Source organism: Massilia sp. YIM B02443 (genome assembly GCF_030411955.1).
Classification (GTDB): Bacteria; Pseudomonadota; Gammaproteobacteria; order Burkholderiales; family Burkholderiaceae_D; genus Telluria.
In genome coordinates this window covers 62,432-85,813 of sequence record NZ_JASNRA010000023.1, presented here as the reverse complement: position 1 = coordinate 85,813, position 23,382 = coordinate 62,432, and the positions used below count along the sequence as shown (strand labels likewise).

At 69.0% G+C, this 23,382-nt stretch carries 19 protein-coding genes; 5 read left to right on the top strand and 14 right to left on the bottom strand.

Annotated elements, in window-relative coordinates:
* Positions 1 to 55: 55 nt before the first annotated feature.
* The 3 genes from QPK27_RS20300 to QPK27_RS20290 all read right to left on the bottom strand — a co-directional run bounded on the left by QPK27_RS20300 (position 56) and on the right by QPK27_RS20290 (position 4,541).
* The gene (locus tag QPK27_RS20300; protein ID WP_290419990.1) at positions 56 to 1,015 is read right to left on the bottom strand and encodes a chemotaxis protein; all 960 of its coding nucleotides are present in this window, start codon (positions 1,013 to 1,015) and stop codon (positions 56 to 58) included.
* A 204-nt stretch (positions 1,016 to 1,219) separates the two neighbouring features.
* Complete coding sequence (locus QPK27_RS20295) at positions 1,220 to 2,623, bottom strand: GntP family permease (RefSeq protein ID WP_290419989.1); 1,404 nt, start codon at positions 2,621 to 2,623, stop codon at positions 1,220 to 1,222.
* Positions 2,624 to 2,750: 127 nt separating this feature from the next.
* Complete coding sequence (locus QPK27_RS20290) at positions 2,751 to 4,541, bottom strand: alkaline phosphatase D family protein (RefSeq protein WP_290419988.1); 1,791 nt, start codon at positions 4,539 to 4,541, stop codon at positions 2,751 to 2,753.
* A gap of 131 nt (positions 4,542 to 4,672) precedes the next feature.
* Here QPK27_RS20290 and QPK27_RS20285 point away from each other — a divergent pair, with 131 nt between their 5' ends.
* On the top strand, positions 4,673 to 5,869 hold the full coding sequence (locus tag QPK27_RS20285) for an NAD(P)/FAD-dependent oxidoreductase (RefSeq protein WP_290419987.1): 1,197 nt from the start codon (positions 4,673 to 4,675) through the stop codon (positions 5,867 to 5,869).
* On the opposite strand, the gene QPK27_RS20280 is transcribed toward QPK27_RS20285, so the two are convergent.
* From QPK27_RS20280 to QPK27_RS20235, 10 genes are all read right to left on the bottom strand, one after another.
* Positions 5,861 to 8,260, bottom strand: coding sequence for a DNA polymerase II (locus QPK27_RS20280; protein ID WP_290419986.1), 2,400 nt, complete (start codon positions 8,258 to 8,260; stop codon positions 5,861 to 5,863). The two genes, QPK27_RS20285 and QPK27_RS20280, sit on opposite strands and share 9 nt — an antisense overlap.
* Positions 8,260 to 9,048 (bottom strand): ferritin-like domain-containing protein, encoded by a 789-nt coding sequence (locus QPK27_RS20275; RefSeq protein ID WP_290419985.1) that lies wholly within the window; start codon positions 9,046 to 9,048, stop codon positions 8,260 to 8,262. Before QPK27_RS20275 ends, QPK27_RS20280 begins: the two co-directional genes overlap by 1 nt.
* A 17-nt stretch (positions 9,049 to 9,065) precedes the next feature.
* Positions 9,066 to 10,151, bottom strand: coding sequence for an AAA family ATPase (locus QPK27_RS20270; protein ID WP_290419984.1), 1,086 nt, complete (start codon positions 10,149 to 10,151; stop codon positions 9,066 to 9,068).
* Positions 10,148 to 11,506, bottom strand: coding sequence for a capsule biosynthesis protein CapK (locus tag QPK27_RS20265; RefSeq protein WP_290419983.1), 1,359 nt, complete (start codon positions 11,504 to 11,506; stop codon positions 10,148 to 10,150). The genes QPK27_RS20270 and QPK27_RS20265 overlap by 4 nt, the downstream gene beginning before the upstream one ends.
* Positions 11,503 to 12,075, bottom strand: a complete 573-nt coding sequence (locus QPK27_RS20260) for a hypothetical protein (RefSeq protein ID WP_290419982.1) — start codon at positions 12,073 to 12,075, stop codon at positions 11,503 to 11,505. The genes QPK27_RS20265 and QPK27_RS20260 overlap by 4 nt, the downstream gene beginning before the upstream one ends.
* A complete protein-coding gene (locus QPK27_RS20255) occupies positions 12,075 to 13,853 on the bottom strand; it encodes a vWA domain-containing protein (RefSeq protein WP_290419981.1) in 1,779 nt (592 codons plus the stop codon). Before QPK27_RS20255 ends, QPK27_RS20260 begins: the two co-directional genes overlap by 1 nt.
* A complete protein-coding gene (locus QPK27_RS20250; RefSeq protein ID WP_290419980.1) occupies positions 13,850 to 14,833 on the bottom strand; it encodes a hypothetical protein in 984 nt (327 codons plus the stop codon). Before QPK27_RS20250 ends, QPK27_RS20255 begins: the two co-directional genes overlap by 4 nt.
* A gap of 19 nt (positions 14,834 to 14,852) precedes the next feature.
* The gene (locus QPK27_RS20245) at positions 14,853 to 16,433 is read right to left on the bottom strand and encodes an AAA family ATPase (RefSeq protein WP_290419979.1); all 1,581 of its coding nucleotides are present in this window, start codon (positions 16,431 to 16,433) and stop codon (positions 14,853 to 14,855) included.
* 117 nt (positions 16,434 to 16,550) lie between these two features.
* On the bottom strand, positions 16,551 to 17,357 hold the full coding sequence (locus QPK27_RS20240; protein WP_290419978.1) for a LytTR family DNA-binding domain-containing protein: 807 nt from the start codon (positions 17,355 to 17,357) through the stop codon (positions 16,551 to 16,553).
* Positions 17,354 to 18,469 (bottom strand): sensor histidine kinase, encoded by a 1,116-nt coding sequence (locus tag QPK27_RS20235; protein ID WP_290419977.1) that lies wholly within the window; start codon positions 18,467 to 18,469, stop codon positions 17,354 to 17,356. Before QPK27_RS20235 ends, QPK27_RS20240 begins: the two co-directional genes overlap by 4 nt.
* A 243-nt stretch (positions 18,470 to 18,712) precedes the next feature.
* Between QPK27_RS20235 and QPK27_RS20230 the strand changes: the two genes are divergently transcribed.
* Together QPK27_RS20230 and QPK27_RS20225 are read left to right on the top strand one after the other, a co-directional pair.
* The gene (locus QPK27_RS20230) at positions 18,713 to 20,176 is read left to right on the top strand and encodes a M28 family peptidase (protein ID WP_290419976.1); all 1,464 of its coding nucleotides are present in this window, start codon (positions 18,713 to 18,715) and stop codon (positions 20,174 to 20,176) included.
* Between the two features lie 14 nt (positions 20,177 to 20,190).
* Complete coding sequence (locus tag QPK27_RS20225) at positions 20,191 to 20,874, top strand: MOSC domain-containing protein (protein ID WP_290419975.1); 684 nt, start codon at positions 20,191 to 20,193, stop codon at positions 20,872 to 20,874.
* Here the strand turns inward: QPK27_RS20225 and QPK27_RS20220 are convergent.
* Positions 20,801 to 21,787 (bottom strand): DMT family transporter, encoded by a 987-nt coding sequence (locus QPK27_RS20220; protein ID WP_290419974.1) that lies wholly within the window; start codon positions 21,785 to 21,787, stop codon positions 20,801 to 20,803. The two genes, QPK27_RS20225 and QPK27_RS20220, sit on opposite strands and share 74 nt — an antisense overlap.
* Positions 21,788 to 21,881: 94 nt before the next feature.
* Here QPK27_RS20220 and QPK27_RS20215 point away from each other — a divergent pair, with 94 nt between their 5' ends.
* Together QPK27_RS20215 and QPK27_RS20210 are read left to right on the top strand one after the other, a co-directional pair.
* On the top strand, positions 21,882 to 22,769 hold the full coding sequence (locus QPK27_RS20215; RefSeq protein WP_290419973.1) for a LysR substrate-binding domain-containing protein: 888 nt from the start codon (positions 21,882 to 21,884) through the stop codon (positions 22,767 to 22,769).
* Positions 22,770 to 22,882: 113 nt separating this feature from the next.
* Positions 22,883 to 23,302: a hypothetical protein gene (locus QPK27_RS20210; protein WP_290419972.1), complete on the top strand. Its 420-nt coding sequence runs from the start codon at positions 22,883 to 22,885 to the stop codon at positions 23,300 to 23,302.
* Positions 23,303 to 23,382 lie beyond the last annotated feature (80 nt).

The following is a 23,382-nucleotide window of genomic DNA, read 5'->3' as shown; positions in this document are numbered from 1 at the left end:
TGCATATGTTCGAATGAGTTCCTCGCTAACTGTTAGAACCCGATGACGGCCGGGATCAGCCGTGCAGCACCTTGCGCAGGGTGCGCGACAGGTCTTCGGCCGAGAACTTGGCGACGTAGGCGTCGGCGCGCACGTTCTTGACGTGTTCCTCGTTGGTGGTGCCCGACAGCGACGAGTGGATCACCACCGGCAGGTTGGCGAAGCGGTTGTTCGACTTGATGGTGCGGGTCAGCGTGAAGCCGTCCATCTCGGGCATTTCGAGGTCGGTCAGCACCATCGCCACGCGGTCGTACACGGTGCGGCCTTCGGCTTCGGCGGCGGCGGCGATCTTGTTCAGCCCATCCCAGCACTCCTTGCCGCTCTTGGTCATGATGAACGGCAGGCCCATCGCCTCCAGGCCCTGCTCGATCAGGGCGCGCGCCACCACCGAGTCGTCGGCCGCCAGCACCACGGTGCCCGGCTTGATCGCGATCTTGCTGCCCACCGCCTGGTCGAAGCTTTCGCGCTCCTCGTTCGGGTTCAGCGTGCGCAGGATGGTTTCCACGTCCAGCACCTGGGCCAGGCGGCCCGCCACGCCGTCCTGCTCGGGCAGGCGCGCGATGCTGGTCACCATGCCGCTGCCGGCGCTGTTCTCGGCCGACATCACCTGGTTCCAGTCCAGGCGCACGATCTCTTCCACGCTCTCGACCGCGAAGGCCTGGGTGGTGCGCGCGAATTCGGTCACCAGCATGATGTTCAGGCCAGTCTTGGGCTTGACGCCGGCGATGGCCGGCAGGTCGAGCACCTGGATGATCTGGCCGCGCAGGTTGACCACGCCCAGCACGTGCTTCGGTGCGCCGGCCACGGTCGTGATCTCGGGCATGGCCACGATTTCGCGGATCTTGAACACGTTGATCCCGAACAGCTCGCTATGGTTGCCCTGCTCGTCGCCACCGAGGCGGAACAGCAGCAGCTCGAATTTGTTGGTGCCGGTCAGATTGCTGCGCTCGTCGACTTCCTGTTGAACCGATTTCATGTCCTGTCCTGAATAGTGATGCCATCAAAATAATGCTGTCGGGCAACCATTGTAGACGCGGCCTCGTCGGATTGTTCAATACCTGGCGCAAGCGTCCGCAAATTTCCTGTTGTTCGTGCCAAAAAACCACGGATTGTCACAGCCTTGATACCGGCCTGTCATGAAGTCAAGCCCGGCAGCCCCATGATGTTGTCGCGGCGTCATCTAGACTACACCGAAAGCGTAATACACGGCGATCACCACGAATACCGCCGCCGTCTTGATCAGCGTGACGGCGAAGATGTCGCGGTAAGACTCGCGGTGGGTGAGCCCGGTGACCGCCAGCAGCGTGATCACGGCGCCGTTGTGCGGCAGCGTGTCCATGCCGCCGCTGGCCATCGCCACCACCCGGTGCAGCACCTCGAGCGGAATCTGCGCCGCCTGCGCGCCAGCAATGAACAGATCGGACATCGCCGCCAGCGCGATGCTCATCCCGCCCGAGGCCGAGCCGGTGATGCCGGCCAGCGAACTGACCGACACCGCCGCATTCACCAGCGGATCGGGGATGCTTTTGAGGGCGTTGCCGACCACGATGAAGCCCGGCAGCGCCGCGATCACGCCGCCGAAGCCATATTCCGAGGCCGTATTCATCGCCGCCAGCAGCGCCCCGCCCACCGCTGCCTGGCTAGCCGAGGCGAAGCGCTGCGCCACGCGTTTGAAGGCAGTCAGCACCACGAACAGGATCCCCAGCAGCAGCGCCGCCTGCACCGCCCAGATCGCGGTGACGGTCTTGATGGTGGCGGTGACCGGGGTCGAGATACCGGGCAGGATCTCGGGTGGCACCGTGTAGTTGCCGGCGCCGTACCAGTCCGGGATCAGGCGCGTGAAGGCGAAGTTGGCGACGCCCACCAGCAGCAGCGGCAGGATCGCCAGCAGCGGTGGCGGCAGGTCGCCCGAGTCGACCCGTTCCGGTTCGTTGCGCAGGTTGGCGCCGTAGCCCTCCCCCTTGGCCAGCGCCGCGCGCCGGCGCCATTCCAGGTAGCTCAGGCCGACCGCGATGATGAAGACCGCGCCCACCACGCCCAGGGTCGGCGCCGCCCACGAGGTGGTCTGGAAGAAGGTGGTCGGGATGATATTCTGGATCTGCGGCGTGCCGGGCAAGGCGTCCATCGTGAACGAGAACGCGCCCAGCGCGATGGCGCCCGGCAGCAGGCGCTTGGGGATGTCGCTCTGGCGATAGAGTTCGGCCGCGAACGGATACACCGCGAACACCACCACGAACAGCGACACCCCGCCATAGGTCAGCAGCGCGCACACCGCCACGATCACGGCGTTGGCGCGCGCGCGCCCGATATAGCGGATCGCGGCGGCCACGATCGACTCCGAATAGCCCGAGAGCTCGATCACCTTGCCGAACACGGCGCCGAGCATGAACACCGGGAAGTACAGCTTGACGAAGCCCACCATTTTTTCCATGAAGATGCCGGAAAAGACCGGCGCCACCTGGGCCGGATCGGTGAACAGCACGGCGCCGAGGGCGGCGACCGGGGCGAACAGGATGACGCTGTAGCCGCGGTAGGCGGCGAACATCAGAAAGGCCAGTGCGGCCAGGACGATCAGGAAGGACAAGGCGCCTCCTTGGCGAAGACTTGACGGGAAGTCATCATTATAGGAAGCGCCGCGCTCCGCGGGAGTGCGCGGCGCCCCTGGCGCGCCATTTCATGCGGACTGCATCGCCGCTGTTGCTGGATGCTTCTCAGCCGGCGTTGTCCTCGACCCGCGGCGAGGTCGATCCGCTGGCCAGGGTGATGCGGGTGCGCCTGGCGAGCGGCGCCGCCGGCGCGCTGCCGTTGGCGTCGAGCCCCTTGACCTTGTTGAAGACGACGCTGAACGACGCCGCCGTGACGGTGGCCACCGCATAGCCCTGCGCATCGTGGTCGGCGTAGGCGAAGCCCGGATTGTTCATCCGTAGCACCTGGTCGAAGCCCTGCGGCGTGGCCACCAGCGGCCCTAATGGCGTAGCGCCCGCGCCCGCGCGCAGGTACTGGTAGAACGACGAGCTGCTGATGCCGGCACTCACGAAATCAACCGCCACCGGCTCGCCCGTGGCCGGGTCGTTGTTGTCGTAGATGACGCCACACTGGAAGGCGTGCAGGTCGCCGGTGATCGCCACCACGTTCTTCACATTGTTGGCGGCCAGGTGGCCCAGCATCTCGGCGCGGTAGGAAGGAAAACCATCCCAGCCGTCGGCGTTGACGATGTACAGGTTGTTGTACGGCGCAGGGGCCAGCGTGCGCATGTCGAGCCACATGCGATTGAGCGTCACTTCGTTGCCCCACACCTTCCAGGTAGCGGTCGAGGCTTTCATGGTGTCCTTCCACCACTGGGTCTGGGTCGGGCCCAGCAGGCCGGGGTTGCGGCCAAGCGTGCCCTTGGCGCGGGTCTCGAACTGGGCCAGCAGCGGCTGCGGCACGAAGTAGCGCGAGCCGATCGAATCGTCCCCACTCATTGGATCACTGAGCGGATCGCCCTGCAGCATGCGCGCGTAATCCGCTTCGCTGACCACGTGGTCGTCGCGGTACAGGCGCTGGTCGGTCATCACCAGGTGCATCAGGGTGCCGAAGCGGAAGTCGCGGTAGATGCGGATATTGTCGTAGCCGGCCTTGTTCAGGTCGAACGAGACGTCGCCCCAGTCGACCGGCATGTACTCGGCCCAGGCCTGGGTCGCGTTGCGGCGGCGCGCCGTCTGCTGGCGGTTGGCGTTGTCGTAGGTTTGATGGTCTTGCCAGCAGTCGTCCGAGAATTCGTGGTCGTCCCAGATCACCACCATCGGGCACTTGGCGTGCAGCGCCTGCAGGCGCGGGTCGCTGCGGTAGGTCTTGTACAGGGTGCGGTAGTCGGCCAGCGAATTGGCGTAGCGCGCGCCGCCGTCGACGGCGACGCCGTCCGGCAGCTCGATGCGGGCATGGGCCGGCTCGGCGCGCCCGGCCTGGAACGCGGCGCCGACGGTCTCGTAGACGTAGTCGCCCAGGTGCACGATGAAGTCCAGTTCTTCGTTCGCCATCAGGCTCATGGCGGCCCAGTGGTTGATGCTCCAGTCCTGGCAGGTCATCCAGGCGAAGCGCAGCTGGCCCGGGGTGCTGGCGGCGGCCGGCGCGGTGCGCGCCTGGCCGACCGGGCTCAGGTCGCCGCCGGCGCGGAAGCGATAGTAGTAGCGCGTGGCGGGCGACAGGCCGGTGAGCTTGGCGCGCACGGTGTGGTCGTACTGCGCGCGCGCGCTCAGGTCGACGATGCCGGCCGGCTGGTTGAAACTGGCGTCCAGCGCGACTTCCAGGCGCAGGTCGACGTCGGCGCTGCCGGTCTTGGGTGCGCAGCGGGTCCAGAAGACGATGCTGGCTTCCTTCGGGTCGCCGCTGGCCACGCCCAGCGGGAAGGTATAGCTGCCCTGCGGCGGGTTGTCGTCGCCGCTGCCGCAGGCGCTCAAGAGCGCGCCGGCGCCGGCCACGGTGAAATAGGCACTGCTTCGTAGAAAGCCACGTCGGTCCACGGTGTTCCTCCAGTTGAGCTGATGGCCCGAAGTCTAGCTACGCGATATGTCGCGGGCGTGACAGGCCGGCAAGCCCGTACTGCGGAGTTATACTTGGTCGACAAATGATGATGACAAGACAGGGAGAGCACATGGCGCACCACCACATCGGCATCGCCGGCGCAGGCACCGCCGGCCTGGCCAGCGCAATCGCCTTCGCGCGTTCCGGCCACACGGTCGACGTCTTCGAAAAGCATCCGTCGCTGGCGACGCTGGGCGCCGGGGTGCTGATCCAGCCGCAGGGCGTGGCCGCCCTCGACGAACTGGGCGTGGGCCCGGCATTCGAAGCGATCAGCGTGCCGATCGCACGCCTGACCGGGCAGTGCGAACGTGGCTGGACGCTGGTCGACATCCCCTACCGCGACCTGGAGGCGCGCGCCGTCAGCCGCTCGGCACTCGGCGCGGTGCTGGAGCGCGAGTGCCGGCGCCTCGGTGTGCGCCTGCACTTCGGTTCGGACGTGCGCGCCATCGGCGCCGAGGGCGAACGCGGCGTGATCACGGTGGACGATGCGCGTCACGCCTTCGACATTGCCGTCGTCGCCAACGGCGCCTCGTCGCAGCTGCCGGCCGACAGCGGCCTGGCGGTGCGCTCGACCATGTACGACTGGGGCGCGCTGTGGGCGCTGATCGACCTGGACGACTGGCCCGACCCGCACCTGCTCAAGCAGCGCTACGGCGGCACCGAACGGATGTTCGGGATCATGCCCACCGAGCGGGTGGGCGACGCGCTGCGCGTCTCGCTGTTCTGGAGCCTGCGGCGTGACCGCTACGCCGAATGGCGCGCGGCGCCGCTGGGTCAATGGAAGGACGAACTGCTGGCGCTGTGGCCCGAGTCGCGCCCGGTGGTCGACCGCATCGTCTCGCACGACCAGATCGCCTTCGCCAGCTACCACCACGCGCGTCCGAGCCGCCTCGCCGCAGGCCCGGTGTGCATCGTCGGCGACGCCGCCCACGCCATGAGCCCGCAGCTGGGTTTGGGCACCACGCTGGCAGTGCAGGACGCGCTGGCGCTGGCGCGCCACGTCGACGCCGCCGGTCCGCTCGCCGGCCTGCAGCGCTATTCGCGCGGCCGCCTGCGCACCGTGCGCGCCTATCAGGCCATGAGCCGCGCACTGACGCCGTGCTTCCAGCGCGACGGCGCCGGCCTGTGGCGCGACCTGCTGTTCGCCACCGCGCTGGCGATGCCCGGCAGCCGATACATCATGCACCGCAGTATCGCCGCGCCGCGGCGCTGCGTGCGCCAGGCATGGGCGGTGGATGGGCTGAAGACCGGCCCGACCCTAGAATAGCGACTGCTGGGTGGTGGCGAAGCGCGCGAAGCTGTCGCCCAGGAACGGCAGGATCGCGTCGGCTACCGGTTCGAGCTGGCGCGTCAGATAGTGTTCGTAGTCGATCTGGGCGCTGCGCACTTCCAGCGGCTCCGGCCCGCCCAGCGTCATCACGTAGCGGATCCAGCCGCCCTTGCGGTACAGGGCCGGCCGCCCGTTGCGAATGAAATGCTCGTCCGCCATGCGCGCCGCGCGCACGTGCGGCGGCACGTTGCGCTGGTACTCCTCGAGCGGGCGGCGCAGACGCTTGCGGTACACCAGCAGCGCGTCGGATTCACCGGCCAGCAGGCGCGCCACCGTGCCGCGCACGTAGTCCTCGTACGGTTCGCCCTTGAAGACGCGCTCGTACAGCCCTTGCTGGAATTGCTGGGCCAACGGGGTCCAGTCGGTGCGCACCGTTTCCAGGCCCTTGTAGACCATCTCTTCGCCGCCGTCGCCTGTCGCCGCAAGACCGGCGTAGCGCTTCTTGCTGCCTTCGTCCGAACCGCGCACGGTCGGCATCAAAAAGCGCCGGAAGTGCACGTCGTATTCCAGCTCCAGCGCGCTGTCCAGACCCAGGTCGTGCTTCAGGCGCGTGCGCCACCAGCCGTTCACGTGCTCCACCAGTTCCCTGCCGATGCGGCGCGCCTCGTCTTCGACGTGCGGTTTGCCGAGCCAGACGAAGGTCGAATCGGTGTCGCCGTAGATCACCTGGTAGCCCTTCGCTTCGATCAGCTCGCGCGTGCGGTGCATGATCTCGTGCCCGCGCATGGTGATCGACGAGGCCAGGCGCGGATCGAAGAAGCGGCAGCCGGTGGTGCCCAGCACGCCGTAGAAGGCGTTCATGATGATCTTCAGCGCCTGCGACAGCGGCGCGTTGTGCTCGCGCTTGGCCGCTTCGCGCCCTTTCCACACTTCGGTGACGATGCCCGGCAGACAGTGCCGGGTGCGCGAAAAGCGCCCGCCGCGAAAGCCCGGCACGGTGTCCGCTTCCGGTTCGCGCAGTCCTTCGATCAGGCCGAGCGGGTCGATCAGGAAGGTGCGGATGATCGAGGGGTACAGGCTTTTGTAGTCCAGCACCAGCACCGAGTCGTACAGACCCGAACGCGAATCCATCACGAAACCACCCGGGCTGTCGGCGCCGGCGACGTCGCCGATGTTCGGAGATACGCGTCCCTGCCGGTGCAACAGCGGCATGTACAGGTGCTCGAACGCCGCCACCGAACCGCCGCTGCGGTCGGCCGCGAGGCCCGTCACGCTGGCGCGCTCGAGCAGGAAGTCCATCAGCTTGGCCTTGGCGAAGATGCGCGTCACCAGCTCGCAATCCTTCAGGTTGTACCAGGCCAGCGCCGGCTTGTCCTCGGCGAACATGCGGTCGATCTCGGCCATGCGGTCGTGCGGATTGTCGATTGCCTTGCCTTCGCCGAGCAGCGCCTGCGACACGTTCTCGAGACTGAACGAAGGGAAGCTCCAGGTGGCCGAGCGCAGCGCCTCGATGCCGTCGATCACCAGGCGGCCGGCGATGCACACGAAGTAGTGTTCGCCCTGGCCGCCGCTTTGTTTGCCGACATCGCGCCACTCCATCGCGCTGCCGTCGCGGCCCAGGCGCAGGGGATGCTGGAACTTGTCCGCCTGCTTCTGCAGCACGCGCAGGTCGAACTGGATCACGTTCCAGCCGATGATGGCGTCCGGGTCATGCTGCACGAACCAGGCTTCCAGGCGCTCCAGCAGCTCGCGCCGGGTGGCGCAGTATTCGATGTCGAAGTCGATCCTGGCCGGGTCGCCGTTCGGCTCACCCAGCATGTAGACCTGGCGCTGGCCGCAGCCTTCCAGGCCGATGCAATACAGCTCGCCGTGGAAGGTGGTCTCGATGTCGAGCGACACCGTGCGCAGCGCCGGCCGGTAGCCGGGCGCGGGTTTCAGGACGCCGTCGGCCAGCAGGCGCGGGTCGCCCGCATCGACATTGCCGGTGAAGGCGGCCGGCGCCGTGATGAAGCGCTCCATCAGGTAACGCTCGGTCGGGCGCACGTCGGCCTCGAACACGTCCAGTCCGTGTTCGCGCAGGCGCTTCTCGATGCGCAGCAGGTGGCGGTACTTGCGGCAGTACAGGCCCGCCACCGGACGATGGCGAAAGTCGAGCAGCGCCAGCGGGCGCAGCTCCCAGCCGCGCTCGGACTGCAGCAGCGTCTCGACCGTCGCACGCTGTTCTTCCGGGATGAAGGCGACCGGCGTTTGCAGCGGTAGGCGCACGCGGCGCGGGCCGTCGTCGGTGGCGAGCCAGAATTCGACTTCGCAGCCGGCCGGCGTGTCGCGCCAGTGGCGCGTCAAGAGAAAGCCGGTGCCGCCGGGCGGCGTTGAAGCGGGCGTGTCCATCAGCGGTAGCGCTGCAGCTCCGCTTCGCTGAAGCCGGCCTGGCGCCGGCCCTCGACGTTGAACGGGCCCTTGAGCACCGGCGCCTTGTACTGCACGGTCAACGCGTCGTAGGTGGCGATCGGCTCCAGGCCACGCTGCTGGCACAGGTAAAAATACCAGCGGTTGCCGATTTCGACGTGGCCCACTTCGTCCACCAGCAGGCGGTCGAGGATCCGGGCCGCGGCCAGGTCGCCGGCCTGGGCGATCTTGGCGCGCAGCGGCGGGATCGCATCGAGCCCGCGCGCTTCCAGCGTGCGCGGCACCAGCGCCATGCGCGCCAGCACGTCGCCGCTGGTCTTGGCCACCATCTCCCACAGGCTGTCGTGGCCGGGGAAGTCGCCATAGCCGTAGCCGAGCGTGCCCAGGTGCGTGTTTAACATCGTGAAGTGCAGAGCTTCTTCGTCGGCCACGCGCAGCCAGTCGCGGTAATACTGCTCGGGCAGGCCGGGGAAGCGCCACAGCGCGTCGAGCGCCAGGTTGATCGCATTGAACTCGATGTGCGCCAGCGCGTGGATCAGCATGGCGCGGCCCTCGGACGTGCCCATCGAGCGGCGCCCGACCTGCAGCGGCGGCACCAGCTCCGGCTTTGCCGGACGGCCGGGGATGGCGTGCGGCTCGGCGATGGCGGCGTCGCTGTCGACGCGGATCTGGCCGGCGCGGCAGGCAGTCGCCAACGCGAATACGGCGTCGGCCTTGGTGGCGGGATCGGTTTCCAGCAGCGCTTGCAATGCGCCGGCGCGCAATTCCATGATGAAGTCTGTTCGGTTCAAAAGCGGCATTTTACCGAAAGCGCCGCCAGCGCCGCCAGCGCCGCGTCGATGCGCCGTTCCAGCGGGCCGGTGACCAGCGTGTACGGCATCTCCATCCCGGCCAGGCGGTCCAGGTACCAGCGGTGCTGGCGCGCGCGGAAGGCGGCGTCGCGCCGGGTGCCGTCCTGGACGAACGGGAAGTCGGGCGCGCAGACCAGGATCGCCGCGTAAGGCCGCCGCGCCAGCGCTTGCAGTTCGGGCTCGGCGCGCCCGAAGCCGTCCAGGCTGTAGAACAGCGACGTCAGGGCGCTGCCGTCGCACACCAGCCAGCGCCGCGCCGTGCGCACCAGCGCGTCTTCGCGCGCCACCTGGTCGCGGCCGATGGCCAGCATGTCGGCGTAATCGAGCGTCCCGCCCTTCTCTTCCCAGCGTTCGCGCCCGACCTCGGGAGCCCACTCCGTCTCCAGGCGTTGCGCCAGCGCCGCCGCCAGCGTGGTCTTGCCGCTCGACTCGCCGCCCAGCAGGCAGACCCGGTCGATGAAATCGGCGCGCACCGCCGGATGCAGGTAGGCGCGCTCCAGCTCCGGATCGGCGCGCACCCGCGTGCCCGACACCGGCACCGCCAGGCGCAGGCGGTCGACGCAGACGTGGCGCACCGCGTGCGCACGCCCGAGACGCTGCGAGTAATAGGCGCTCAGGGCCGCCGCGAAACCGTCGCCGTAATCCTCGCTGGTGAATACGGCGTCGACCGTCAACCCGCACAGCACGTGCGCGATCCAGGCGCAGAAAGCGCGGTGGACGGCGGCATCGTCGTCGTCATGCGGCAATACTCGCAGCGGCACGCCGCGCTGGCGGCATAGTCGCGCCAGTTCCTCGTCGTCGAGCACCAGGCTGCGCACACCGGGATACAGTTCGTCGAACCAGCGCTGGCGCGCTGTGCGCCCGCAGCGGTCGAAGCCGGGCCTGGTGTAGCTGATCACCAGCACCTGGTCGCAGGCGGCGATGGCCGAATCGATCAGGTGCATGTGGCCGCGGTGCAGCGGGCAGAACTTGCCGACCACCAGGCCCTGGCTGAACCCGTTCACGGCGTTCACGACCTTCACTCGTGCGCTCCTGCCACGTCGGAGGTGTACTGCAGCGTCTTGTCCTGCGCGTCCAGCCGTTGCACCCGCACCGCGCCGGTACCGAACAGCCCTTCCAGTGCAGCGCGCGCCGCATCGGACCAGCCCAGCGCAGCGGGCGCCAGGCGCAGCGTGACGCTGCGGTCGGCGTCCTGGTGCAGGTTGAAGTGCGAGATCGGAAACGCTTCGAGCGCGTGGGTGACGTCGATATTGTTGACCCAGCCGCGCAGCGTCAGGAAGCGCACCGGCCGCCGGCCCGAAAGCCCGATCAAGACCGGACCCTCGGCGCTCGTGGCCAGCGTGGCATGGTCGCCGGTGCGATAGCGCAGCAGCGGCAGGCAGAAGTTGAAGCCGCCGGTGACGGTGATCTCGCCCGCCACGCCCGGCGCCGCCGCTGCGCCGTCGCGGTCGAGCAGCTCGACGTACAGGCCCGGCTGCAGCAGCAGATGCCCGCCCAGCGCCGCATCGAACACGCCGACCGGGCCGACCTCGCCCAGCGAATAGATGTCGAGCACCGGGCAGCCGAAGCGCTGTTCGAGCCGCGTGCGCAAGCCCGGCATCAGCTGCATCGAGACCGAGATCAGCGCCCGTGGCGGGCGCGCGGTCGGCAGCGTCAGGTATTCGGTGAACGAGATCGGGTCGCCGGCGACGATCTCGGGCGCCAGCGCGTCGAGGTAGGTCGCGCGGTGGTCGGGATGGCGCCAGTCGTCCGGGTGCAGGTTGATCTTGGCCAGGCCCGACTCGTCCATGGTCGGCGTCACCGACACGTAGGTGAAGCAGCGCTGCTGGAAGCCCAGCAGCACCACGCCGACCTGGCCGCGGCCATGGCTTGGCGCGATGCCGATCCGGCCCAGCGCGCGCTTGTGGAATGCGGCATAGCGCGCCGCCACCACCGGATGCGACGGGATCACCAGCGGATTGCCGGTGGTGCCGGTGGTACGGAACTGCATCATGCGCGCCAGTGGGGCGTCGTCCGGCACGAACTGCGCCACGTCCGCCGCCAGCTCGGCGCGACCGATGGGCCGCACGTCCGCCAGCCGGCGCGGGGCGGCGCCCTGGGCGCGGTAGTAAGGTACGTCGGCATAGGCCCGGGCGACGAACGGCATCACCCAGCCGGGCGGCTGGCCGGGCGACCAGCCGATCGGCGCCGTGGCCATCGCGCGTTCATAGGCCAGCTGGGCCTCGACCTCGTGTTGCAGCAGGCGGTTGCCGCTGCGGTTGCGGTACAGCGGCGCGCACGGGTGACCGTGCAGGAAGTCGAGCATGCGCTGGCCATCCGGGGTCAAGGTCGGAAAGCGCTCCCTGTGGAGCGCATCAAGCGTGCCTGGCGCGTTCATTCGCGCGTCCATTTGTCGGCCGACTCTTCGGCCAGCTTGCGCGCCAGCGCCTCGCGCACCTTGCGCGCGCGCGCCTCGGCCTTGCGGCTGGCGTCCAGCAGCGCGCGGCGCTGGAGCGCGCTGATGGCGCTCAGGCGGTCGGCAGCCTGGGCCTCGGTCTCGCCCTGCGGGCGCAAGCCGAGGCGCGCCAGCACCGAGCGCACCAGCTCCTCGCGCCGCTCGGCGTCGTGCACGAAGGCGTGCGCCCGGGTCACGACCGCCAGCTCGCGCGCGAGCCCCGACAACGCCGCGACCAGGTCGTCCTGCGCCGGGCGCGCCGCGCGCAAGGCCTCGTCGGCCAGCAGCCAGGCCATGATCATGGCCAGCGCCAGGCGGTTGCGATCGAGCCGGGCATCGACGCCCTCGAACTCTGCCAGCACGGCGGCGCCGGCGTGCGCGCCGTACACACGCAGCACGTCGTTGACCAGCGCCGCCACCGCCACCTCGCCATGGCCGGCGACGCGCGGCTCGGCCAGGAATTCCTGCGGGGTCTCCGCCAGGCGCCGGGTCAACGCAGCCAGGTCCGCCATCACCGCACCGATCCCTGCGGCGCCGGTCCGTACGTGCGCAGGCTGAATGCGCGCGCGAACGCCACCAGCTGCTCCAGGTCGGCCACTGCGTGGATGTCCCAACCCTGCTCGTCACGTGCGCGGCGCAGGATATCCAGTGGCCCTTCCCAGGTGTGCCACGCGGGATGCAGGTTGAGCGCCATGGTGCCGCCGGCGCCGGCCACCGCCAGCGCGCTGGCGGCGATGTCCCAGCCGCTGGCGCGCCGTTCGTCCTGGTCGAACATGGTCGTGATGCCTTCGTCCGAGATCATCAGGATGTGCGTCGGTCGCGCAAGCCGCTCGGCGTTGGCATAGGTGTCGCGCAGCCGGTGGATCGGAAAGCACGTGCCGCCACCCAGGTAGCCGGTGAGCACGCGCAGGATCTGGTCGCTGTCGCGCACGAAGCCGGTGGTGCCTATCACCTGGCGTTTGCCGCTCCACAGCGTCACCTGCACCGAGGCGCCCACGCGCAGCGCCGACAGGGCGACGATGGCGCCGGCCAGCGCCGTGTACGACGTCGCCACCTGGGGATTGGGCATCGAGCCGGAACAGTCCACGTACAGGTCGAGGTCGACCGGCAACGGCGCGCGCTCTTCGAACGGCGGCGCATCGAAGGTGCGGCGCACCGTGGTCACGCCCGGCACCACGAACGGCGACAGCGTCAGGCTTTGCAGCCAGTCGATCTGGTCGAGCGGGTCGCCCATTTCCCACGGCTCGATCCCTTCCAGCTCGGGTTCCGGCAAACGCGGCCTGGGCCGGGTCGGGAACGGCACCAGGTAGGGCATGGCGCGCTCGCGGTAATAGCGCATCGCGATCGCATGGTCGCTGAGCTTGATGCCGCCGACTTTCAGGATCTCGCCATACTCGAACGGCTCGCGCAGCTGGCCGCGCGACTGCGTGTTGCGCGGCTGGTCCTTCGGCGTGCCGACGGCGTCGCCCGTGATGCGCGGGTCGAGCACCGGATGCAGCGCGTCCTCGATTTCTTCCACTTCGGCGTCGAGCAGGCCATCGGGGTCGCAGCCCTCTGCGGCGGCGCCGGTGTCGTGCCAGGCGCGCAGCGCGGCCGGCTCCTTGTCCGTGGCCAGGTACGGCAGCAGCAGCGCGGCGAAACGGCCTGCGCCCTTCATCCAGTCGCTGCCGTACACCCGGATCAGACGCGCGCCGAGCCAGGCGTCGGTGTCGAGCGCGTCGTCGATGGCGGCGCCGGCCAGCTGGCCGCGCTCGATCTGCCACAGGTGCTCGTAGATGCGCATGTACAGCACCCACAGCGGCGCGGACCCCTTGTCGTCTGTTTTATGTTGCCGCAGCAGGCGGTAGATGTCGGCCATGCGCAGGCCGGCCTGACGCTGCAGCCGGTCGTTGATGCACAGGTCGGTGTACAGGTTGGCGACCATCGCCGCATGCCGTTCTTCGCCCGGCAAGGCCTTGCGCATGCGCGCGATCAGCCGGAAGTGTTCAAGGGCCGTGGCCGGCGCCAGCACGTGATGGCCGATCTCGTGCGCCAGGATCTCGACCGCGTAATCGTCCAGGTGGTTGGCGCGCACCGCTTGCAGGTCGATCACGACGCTCTGGTCGAGCAGGCGGATCATGGCGAAGCTGCCGCTCAGGCCCTCTTTCGCCGCCTCCACCGTGCTGGCGCACAGGCGCGGGTCGCGCAGCCGGGTGTAGCGGCTCCAGCTCTCCAGGGCCTGCGGCCAGGCGGCGCGCCAGTTCTCGATCAATGTGTCGGGTGGACGCGGTTTGCTGAATAGTCGGATCATCGGCGCAGCAGGCGAATGGCGTGGGTGAAGGGAGAAGCGATGGCGACGGTGCTGCGGTTGGCGCACAGCGCCAGGCCGGCCGCCGGCAAGTCGCATGCGATGCGGCGCGCGCCGACCTGCAGCGTATCGCCGTCGAGCGTATGGGCGACCTGGCCGGCGCCGGCGCGGTCGAAATCGTCCGCGCCGGCCGGCTGCAGCACGGCGCCGTAGGCGTCGACCATCAAGGTGAAATAGCGCTCGCCGGAGCGCACCACAAAGCGATCCGGCGCCGCCCGGATCTGCGGCGGCGTCGCGAAGGCGCCGCCGAAACCGGTGAATGCGCCGATTTCCACGTCCTCACGCGCCGCGTCGCCGGCGCCGCGCCACCAGGGATCGTCGATCATCCGCAGCAGCAGCGCCTGCAGATCGCTATCCGCCGGAGCGCCCAGCGCCGCCAGCGCCAGCGCGGCGGGTAAACCATCGGCGGCGCCGAGCGCGCCCTCGCGAAAGTGGGCGGCGCCGGCGCGCCAGGCGGAGATCTGCCCGACCACCGCCAGTTGCGCGGCGCTCTCGATGCGCGGCGCCAGCGCCGCCGTCTCGGCCAGCCACTGGCGCGGCCGCGTGCCAGGCAGCGCTTCCAGGTACACGATGGCGTTGCTCAGCATGCCGAGCAGCGGCGCCGGCTGGGCGGCGACCAGCGGTGCGAACGCGGCAAAGGTTCCGGCCCAGGCTTCGGCCAGTAGCTGGCTGCGCGCGCCCGGACCGATCGACTTGCGCGCGGCCAGCGCCAGCGCCGCCTCATAGACCGCATCGACCACGGCGTCCACGCGCGCCGGCGCCTGCGCCGCCACCGCATCGACCAGCGGCGCCGCGCACTCCTGCAGGAAGACGGCGACGACCTCGGGCGCGAGCGCGGGCGTGCGCCGGCGCGCTTCGCGCATGCGCGCATTGAAGCGATCGCGTTGCGCGGCCAGCGCCGCGCCGAAGGCGCCGGAAATCATCGCTCGCTCCGTGCCGGTGCTATTGCGCGCGCAGCCACGCCAGGTAGTTGGTGTAGCGCTGGTGCAGGTACTTCAGCTTGAGCAGATCGTCGTACAGGTGTCCATACAGCTTGCGGCCCTTGGTCAGCGTCGCGACCAGCTTCTCGATCTTCACCAGGCGCGCGCGCGTCTCGCGTTCGGACACGTCGTCCAGTCCCAGCGCGAACTGCGCCGCCAGCTCGCCTACCGGATCGTCGCGCTCCAGGTCCAGGCGCAGGAATTCCGCGCCCGACAGATCGAACAGGCGGCGCAGCCAGCTGACGCGGTCGAAGCGGTAGGCCGCGTTTTCGGGCGCGGCGAAGAACGGCGCGTCGAGATCCGGATGCAGCTTGTCGTGCAAAACGAAAGGCAGTACCTGGCGCACGTCTTCCAGTTCGACCTCGCCGTTGCCGCGGAACCAGGCCAGCGCCTTGGCGTACAGGATCAGCGTCATCAGGTTGCGCACCGAAACGCCGTTGCGGGTCTGGCAGCCCAGATCCTTGAGGCGATCGCGCCCGGCGTCTAGCGCGGTTACCTCGCGCCACTCCATGCCCGACAGGCGCGCGGTGTCCTTGGTCATGTACTCGAACTGGCCGCCGGCCGCCTCGGACAATTCGAACTGGCTGGCGAAGAACTCCAGGCGGCGGCGCACGTCGTGCGGCAGCGCCACCGCGCGCACGGCGCGGCCCATGGCGTCGATCTCGTCTTCGCCGAACACCAGTTCGTGCGGCACCAGCTCCTCGGGCCGGGCGTCTTCTTCGATCCGCACCAGCAGCTCCTCGAGGAAGCGCGGATTGAACGCCAGCGCCTGCACCACCACGTCGATGCGGTCGCGCAGCGCGTCGATCACCTGGTAGGTGCCGCCACCCTGGTCGTCGTTGGCGGTCAGGTACCAGGCCGACTCCGGGCACTCGAACACCTGGTTCAGCACCTCGGCGTAGTTGTCGCCCATGACCGTCAGCAGCGCGCTCTGGGTGCGGGTCGGGATGCGGTTGTATTCGTCGATGATCTTGACCCGCATCGACAGCCAGGCGCGCCAGGCGATGCGGATCTGGTCCATGCTCTGCGCCGCCACCAGGTCGGCCGGCAGCGGATTGCCGAGCAGGTCGGCGATCGTCATCTGCGGGTGGCCGTGCTGCATGGCGCGCCGCACTTCGCTTACCGGAGAGCCGGCCAGCACCCCCATCAGGATCGCGCTGGCGGTCTTGCCGCGCCCGGGGCCGCCGACGAACAGGCACTTGCGGCGGACGGCGAAGGTCAGCAGCGGCAGCAGCACGTAGCTCGAGTAGCTCTGGCCCGAAGGCAGCGTCAGGACGCGCTTGCTGTCGCCGACCACGAAGGTCTGCGCCGGGCCGTCGTTGTATTCGATGTCGTAGTGCGGGCTGATGATGGCCTTGTTGACGATCCAGAAGTAGGCCTGGCGCAGCTTTTCGTCGAGCGCGCGCGGCGCCGCGTCGGCGCCGTCGCCTGCCGCGGCGACCGGCCCCCGGTACAGGTCGGCGACGTCGAATTCGTGGGCCGCGGTCGTGGTGCGCGGGTTGGTCGGGGCGCGCGACACTTTCTGGAAAAAGTCGAAGACCAAGCAATCCTCCAATGGGTGCGCCAACATCGTGGCGAGGGTTCGTCGTTCGCCATGCTACCCATTTGCGGCGCGCACGGCAACGCGGCCGGCGCGCCTACCCATCACGCATGCGAACCGCTACATCTGGCGGAAATGGTGCGCGTACACGGGACTGACGCGTGGTTTTTCGGGCCGCCCGCGCAGCGCCAGCATCACCTTGCCCAGGTCGTCGCGCGCCGCGCTCTGCACGCAATCGAGATTGACCACCGTGCCGCGGCTGATCTGCAGGAAGCGCTTCTCGTCGAGCTGCGCCAGCAAGTCCTTGAGCGGCACCCGGATCAAGGCCTCGCCATCGGGGGTGGCGACGTTGACGTATTTATCCAGCGCCTGGAAGAACACCACCTCCTCGACCGGGATCATGCGCACCACGTTGCCGACGGCGGCGCGGATCGTGCTCAGGCGCTCCTGCGGGGCCGGAGCAGGCGCCTGCGGCAGCAAGGCCTGCAGCTGGCCAAGCAGCTGGCCGAGCGCGGCGCCCTGCTCCGTGCGGCCCCCGCCCCGCTCATTCATCAGTCCACGCAAGCGCGCCACCGTCTTGCCCAGGCGCGCCGCGCTCACCGGCTTGAGCACGTAGTCGGCGGCGGCCTGTTCGAAGGCCTGCACCGCGTAGTCGTCGAAGGCGGTGACGAACACGACGTGCGGGAACGGCGCGGGACCGTCCCAGCGCTCGGCCAGTTCCTCGGCCGCCTCCAGGCCGCTCTGGCCCGGCATGCGGATGTCGAGGAACAGGATGTCGGGCCGCAGCGCCAGCGCCTGTTCCACCGCGGCCAGGCCATTCGGCACGCTGGCCACGATCTGCAGTTCGGGCCAGCACTGGCCGAGGGTGCGGGCCAGCGTGGCCGCCAGGATCGGTTCGTCTTCTGCGATCAGTGCGCGCGGGGTCATGCGGTCTCCAGGGGTAAGGTGAGGCGGGCCAGCGTGCCGTGCGGCTGCGCCGGGGCAAGGTCGAGCGTGGCGCGCGGTCCATACAAGCCGTCGAGCCGTTCGCGCGTGGTGGCGACGCCGACGCCACCGCTGTGTCCATTACTGCGGCGGCCATGCGGCTGGCCCAGGCCCAGGCCGGTATCGCGCACCGTGAGCTTCAGGCGCCCCGCGTCCTCGCGCGCCGCGATCACGATCTCGCCGCCGTCGACCTTCGGTTCCAGGCCGTGGACGATCGCGTTCTCCACCAGCGGCTGCAGCAGCATGGTCGGCAGGCGCGCCGCGCGCAGCGCCGGCGGCAGCTCGAGCCGGTAGGCCAGCCGCGCGCCCATGCGCACGCCCATCAATCCAAGGTAGGCGCGCATGGCGTCGAATTCTTCCGCCAGCGTGGTTTGTTCGGCGCGCGAGACGCTCAGCGTCGCCCGCAGGTACTGGATCAGATGGTCGAGCATGGCCTCGGCGCGCACCGGGTCGATGGCGATCAGTCCCTGTAGGTTGGCCAGCGTATTGAACAGCATGTGCGGCTCGATCTGGGCCTGCATCAGGCGCAGCTGCGCTTGCAGCGCCTGGCGTTCCTGGACCTCGGCGCGCAGGCGCGCCGCCGCATGGTCGGCCTCGACCCGGCGCAGGCGCTCGCGGTGGCGCAGCAGCACCGTCATGATGCTGGTGCCGCCCAGCGTGAACAGGATCATGCTGGCGCTGGCGCGCGAAGGGTACTCGGCCAGCGTCGGCATCGGAAGGCCAAGCAGCAGGCCGACCACCCGGGTGCCGGTGAAATGCGCTACCGGCGCCACCACCACCGTCAGCGCCAGGAACGGCGTCCACTGGCGCCAGCCCCAGACCGGCAAATCCCAGAACAGCAGGCGCGCGCCGTTGAGCAGCACGAAGGCGACCGCGCCGATCATCACCGAGAACAGCAGGTTTTCCAGGAACACTTCGGGCTTGCCGATCACCAGCGTGATCAGGGCCGCCAGCAGCGTGCTGACGACGACCGTGAGCGGCAGTTCGGCGAGCACGCGTCGCAGGCCGGAGCGCGGGGTCGTGGTGATGCTGGTGGAACTGGCGGCATGGGGCATGCGGTCTCGCTTGGTGAAAGAGGCAACGATGTGGTTCATTGTGCCCAGCAAGGCGATCCCGGACAAGCCCATTGCGACGAGGTCGCGAAATCGTGGCGCCAAGCGGCTGTCCGATCGACCCGATTGTTCGCACCGTCCAACCGCGCAACGCGCGGCAAGATTCGGCAAGATTCGGCAAGCAGTTGACCCCGATCGCGCCGCCATGTCATATTGCCATTCTTCCCATCCCTGGATCGTTCGCACATGCGTCACATCGTCTCCGCCCTCACCCTTGCCATTGCCTGCTCCAGCGCCCTGGCCGAAGCCCCGACCGCGTCGAAAGCCCTGCCGCTCGACGCGCTGACGTCGCGCATCTCGGCCGACTCGCTGCGCGGCCACCTGTCGTTCCTGTCGTCCGACCTGCTCGAAGGACGCGGCACGCCGTCGCGCGGGGTCGACCTGGCGGCCGAATACATCGCGGCCCAGTTCCGCCGCGCCGGGCTCGAGGCGGCGGGCGACGACGGTTACTTCCAGAGCGCCAACTGGCAGTTCGCGCAGCGCAAGGACGGCGACGTGGCGCTGACCATCACGGCCGGCGGCAAGACGATGTCCCTGCCCGCAAACGGCGCCAGCGGCAACTTCGTCGATCCGGTGTCGCTGGCGGCCACGCCGGCGGTGTTCATGAGCTGGCAGGCCGCGCTCGACGACAGCGGCGCCGCCAACGGCAAGGTGCTGGTGGTGCCGGCGCCGGCCATCTCGGGCGCCGCGGCCCAGCTGCAATCGAAGCTGAAATCGACACCGGCCCTGATCGTGATGATCGACCGCGAACGCCGCCACAGCCGCGGCGCGGGCGGCTGGCTGATCGACCCGGCGCAACCGGTCAACAAGAGCGCGCCGCCGGTGGTGCTGCTGCACGCTGCCGACGCGGCGGCGGCGCTGGAAGCCGGCGGCGCCGCCACGGTAGCCGCCAACGTGGTCGCGCCGGAGATCAAGCCGGTCAAGCTGCGCAACGTGATCGGCGTGCTGCGCGGCTCCGACCCGGCGCTGAAGAACACCTATGTGATGCTCAGCGCCCACTACGACCACCTGGGCATCCGCGACGGCGAGATCTTCAACGGCGCCAACGACGACGGCAGCGGCACCGTGTCGGTGCTGGAGATCGCGGCGGCGATGGCGGCGCAGAAGGAGCGTCCGCGCCGCAGCATCGTGTTCATCGCGCTGTTCGGCGAAGAACTGGGCCTGCTCGGATCGCGCTACTACGCGCGCAACCCGGTGTTCCCGCTGAAGGACACGGTCGCCAACCTGAACCTGGAACAAGTGGGACGCACCGACGACAGCGAAGGGGCGCAGGTCAATTCGGCGACCATGACCGGCTACGACTACTCCACCATCGGCGCCACGCTGCAGCGCGCCGGCCGGCAGACCGGCGTGCGCTTCTACAAGCACCCGGTCAACAGCGACCGTTATTTTGCGCGCAGCGACAACCAGGCGCTGGCCGACGCCGGCGTGCCGGCCCACACCCTGTGCGTGGCGTTCGGCTTCCCCGACTACCACGGCAAGGACGACACCTGGGACAAGATCGACTACGACAATATGGCGCGCGTGAACCGCATGGTGGCGGTGGCGCTGCGCGACATCGCCAACAACCGCGTCGCGCCCAGCTGGACCAATGTGCCGAACGCCGCCAAGTACCTGGACGCGTCGCGCGCGCTGAAGGCGGCGAAGTAAGCACGTCACGTCGCATGTCGTCCCTGGGGCAAGTCGCCGGCCTGTCGCTGCGGCCCGCCGGTTCCCCGGCGCCGGTCGCGGTGGACGGCATGCGCCTGCTGACCGGCATCGGCGCCGACGGCGACCGCCATGCCGATGCGCTGTCGCCGCGCCAGCTGCTGCTGGCCGGCGCCGATGCGTATGCGGCATTCGGCCTGGCGCCGCATTCGCTGCGCGAAAACCTGCTGTTCGAGGCGGACGTGTCCACACTCGCATCGGGCACGGTGCTGCGGATCGGACAGCGGGCCCTGGTCAGGGCGATGTTTACCTGCGAGGCGTGCGGACAGCTGGACCGGCACGGCGCACGGCTGGCAGCGCGCATCGGCGCCCGGCGCGGCATCCTGACGCGCGTGCTGCGCGGCGGCGAGATACAGACAGGCGATCCGGTCCACGACCTCGGCGTGCTGCTCGATCCCTGGCCGGACGACTGGCGCGAGCGCCTGATTCGCGTGCTCGATGCCGCGCCGGAGGGCAGCGTCGTGACCTATGCGCGGCTGGCGCACCTGGCCGGCATCCAGACCAGCTATTGCCGCGCCTTTCCCCGCCTGCTCAAGAACCTCGGCCCGCGCTACGCGCGGCGAGCGGTCACGGCACGCGCCGACCCGGCTGCGCCACGCTGGGACGGGGCTGGCCTGTTCGATCCGGCGCCGGCCTCCTAGGGGCCGGCTTGAGCCGCATCACTCCGAACAGCACCAGCGCCAGGCCGCCCAGCTGCCACACCGACAGCGGCTCGCCCAGCAGCAGCCACGACGCGAACACCGTCAGCACCGGCCCCAGGTTGCCGAAGGCCGCGGTCTGCGCCGCGCCCAGACGCGATATCGCCAACGCCGTCCAGTAGATCGGCAGCACCGTCGACACCAGCGCCATCAGCGCGCCATACAGCCAGACCGATGGCGGCAACGCCGGCAAGGCGGCCGGCTCGCCCAACGCCAGAAAGTGCGCCAGCACCAGCACGCACGAAGCGCTGCCCGCCAGTCCCGCCAGCCGCATCGAGCCGATGCGCTGCACCACGGCGCCGGTGCCGATGTAGTACAGCGCGTAGCTGACCGCGCTGGCGAACACCCAGGCCGCGCCGGCCAGCACTTCATGGCTCCAGCCGGCCAGCTGCATGTCGTGCACGAAGCCCACACCCAGGCCCAGGTAGCAGATCGCCATCGCCTGCAGCGTGCGCGCCGTCGGGCGCTCGCCGGTGAGGCAGACCTGGAAGATCAGCACCAGGCTGGGGTAGAGATACAGGATCAGCCGTTCAAGGCCGGCGGTGACGGTCTCGAGCCCGAAGAAATCGAACAGGCTGGCCAGGTAGTAGCCGGTAAAGCCGAGCAGCAGGATGCGGCCGATGTCTTTCGCGCTCAGGCGATCCGCGCCGCGCTCGCGCGCCATCCAAAGCAGCCACAGGAACAGCGGCAGCGCGCATCCCATGCGGATCGCCAGCAGGGTCAAGGCCTCGACCGGCGCCGCCGCGTAGCCGAGCTTGACGAAGACCGCCTTCATGCTGAAACCGGCGGCGGCCAGTACCGCATAGAAGCGCCCGTCCTGCATCCAGCGCGCCAGTCGTGTCGTCGAACCGTCCATGATTGTACTTTGGTGGTAAAGCCTTATTCTGCCGCGAAGCCGCGGACGGTAGAATACGCAAATTCTTTAGCCACCCTTCTCGCCAGGAGAAACCTTGCACTTCGAACTCATCGACCTGCGCCTGTTGCTGGCCATCGCCGACGCCGGCAGCCTGAGCAAGGCGGCGCAGCGCTTCCCGATCGCCTTGTCGGCCGCCAGCAACCGCCTGCGCAAGTTCGAGCAGTCGTGCGGGGTCGAGATCTTCGCGCGCTCGGCCGACGGCATGACCCCGACCGCGGCCGGGCGCTTCATCCTGGAGCGCGCGGCGCGCGTGGCCAGCGAAGTCGAGCAGCTGAAGGACACGGTGCGCGAGCTGCGCGGCGAGCGCCGCGTGACGCTGCGCCTGGCCGGCACCACGGTGGCGATCAGCACCTTCCTGCCGGCGGCGGTGGGCCGCTTCCTGGCCGACCATCCGGAAGTCGACCTGCAGCTGCTGGAACGCGGCAGCCCGGAGGTGCTGCAGGCGGTGCGCAGCGGCGAGGTCGAACTCGGCATTTTGGACGGCAACGTGGCGGGCGACGCCATCACCTCGCTGCCGTTTCGCAGCGACCGGCTGGTGCTGGTGGTGGCGCAGCACCACCCGCTGGCCGAACGCGGGGCGATCCGCCTGCGCGACGCGCTCGAACACGCCTTCATCTGCCTGCCGCAGAAACGCGCCATGCAGCGTTTCATCGAAGCGATGGCGTCAAGCAGCGGGCGCGAATTGAAGATCCGGGTGCGCGCGTCGAGCTTCGACGCGATCGCCCAGCTGGTGGCGGGCGATGCCGGCATCGCCATGCTGCCGGAAGCCGCGGCGACCAGGTTTGCGAAAGAGATGCCGGTGCGGATCGTGGCGCTGGAAGATCCGTGGGCGATCCGCGAATTGCGGGTCTGTTTCGCCGATCCGGGCTTGCTGTCGCCACACGCCGAACGCCTGCTCCGCTACCTTGGACCGAACGGTTGAAGGCTTCAGAAACTTTCTGTCAAGTTGTTGCGCACGATACACAACCGTATCGTGAGCCACTTTTTTTCAAAACAGTGTAAGCTAAATTACAACATTGACTAAAGGAGTACACCATGAAAACGACGACTATCTCGGGCATCATGCTGGCAGTGGCAGTGCTGGTTACCGGGTGCAACAAGAACGATGGCATGGGCCCTGCACAAGAAGCAGGCAAGGCCGTTGACGACGCGGGCGCCGCCGTGGCGACCGAATCGCGCGAAGCCGTGCAGGCTGCCGACGCCGCCGCCGAACGCGCCGGCGACAAGATGGAAGCCGCTGCCGACACCGCCGGCGCCAAGATCGAAGCTGCCGGCGACCGCGCCGAAGCCGCTGCCGACCGTGCCGGCGCGCGCATCGACGCTGCCGGCCAGGAAATCAAGCAGGAATCGAAAGAAGCCGCCCAGGACGCGAAGGCTGCCGCCAGCGACGCAACCGCTGCGGCTGGCCGTAGCGTGGAACGCGCCGGCGAAAAAATGCAGGACGCTTCGAAGTAATTCGCTGTCCGCATCAATCGGCACCGTGAGCACGCCGTTCCCGCGCAAGTGGGAACGGCGTGCGCGTTTTTGCGGCCGGA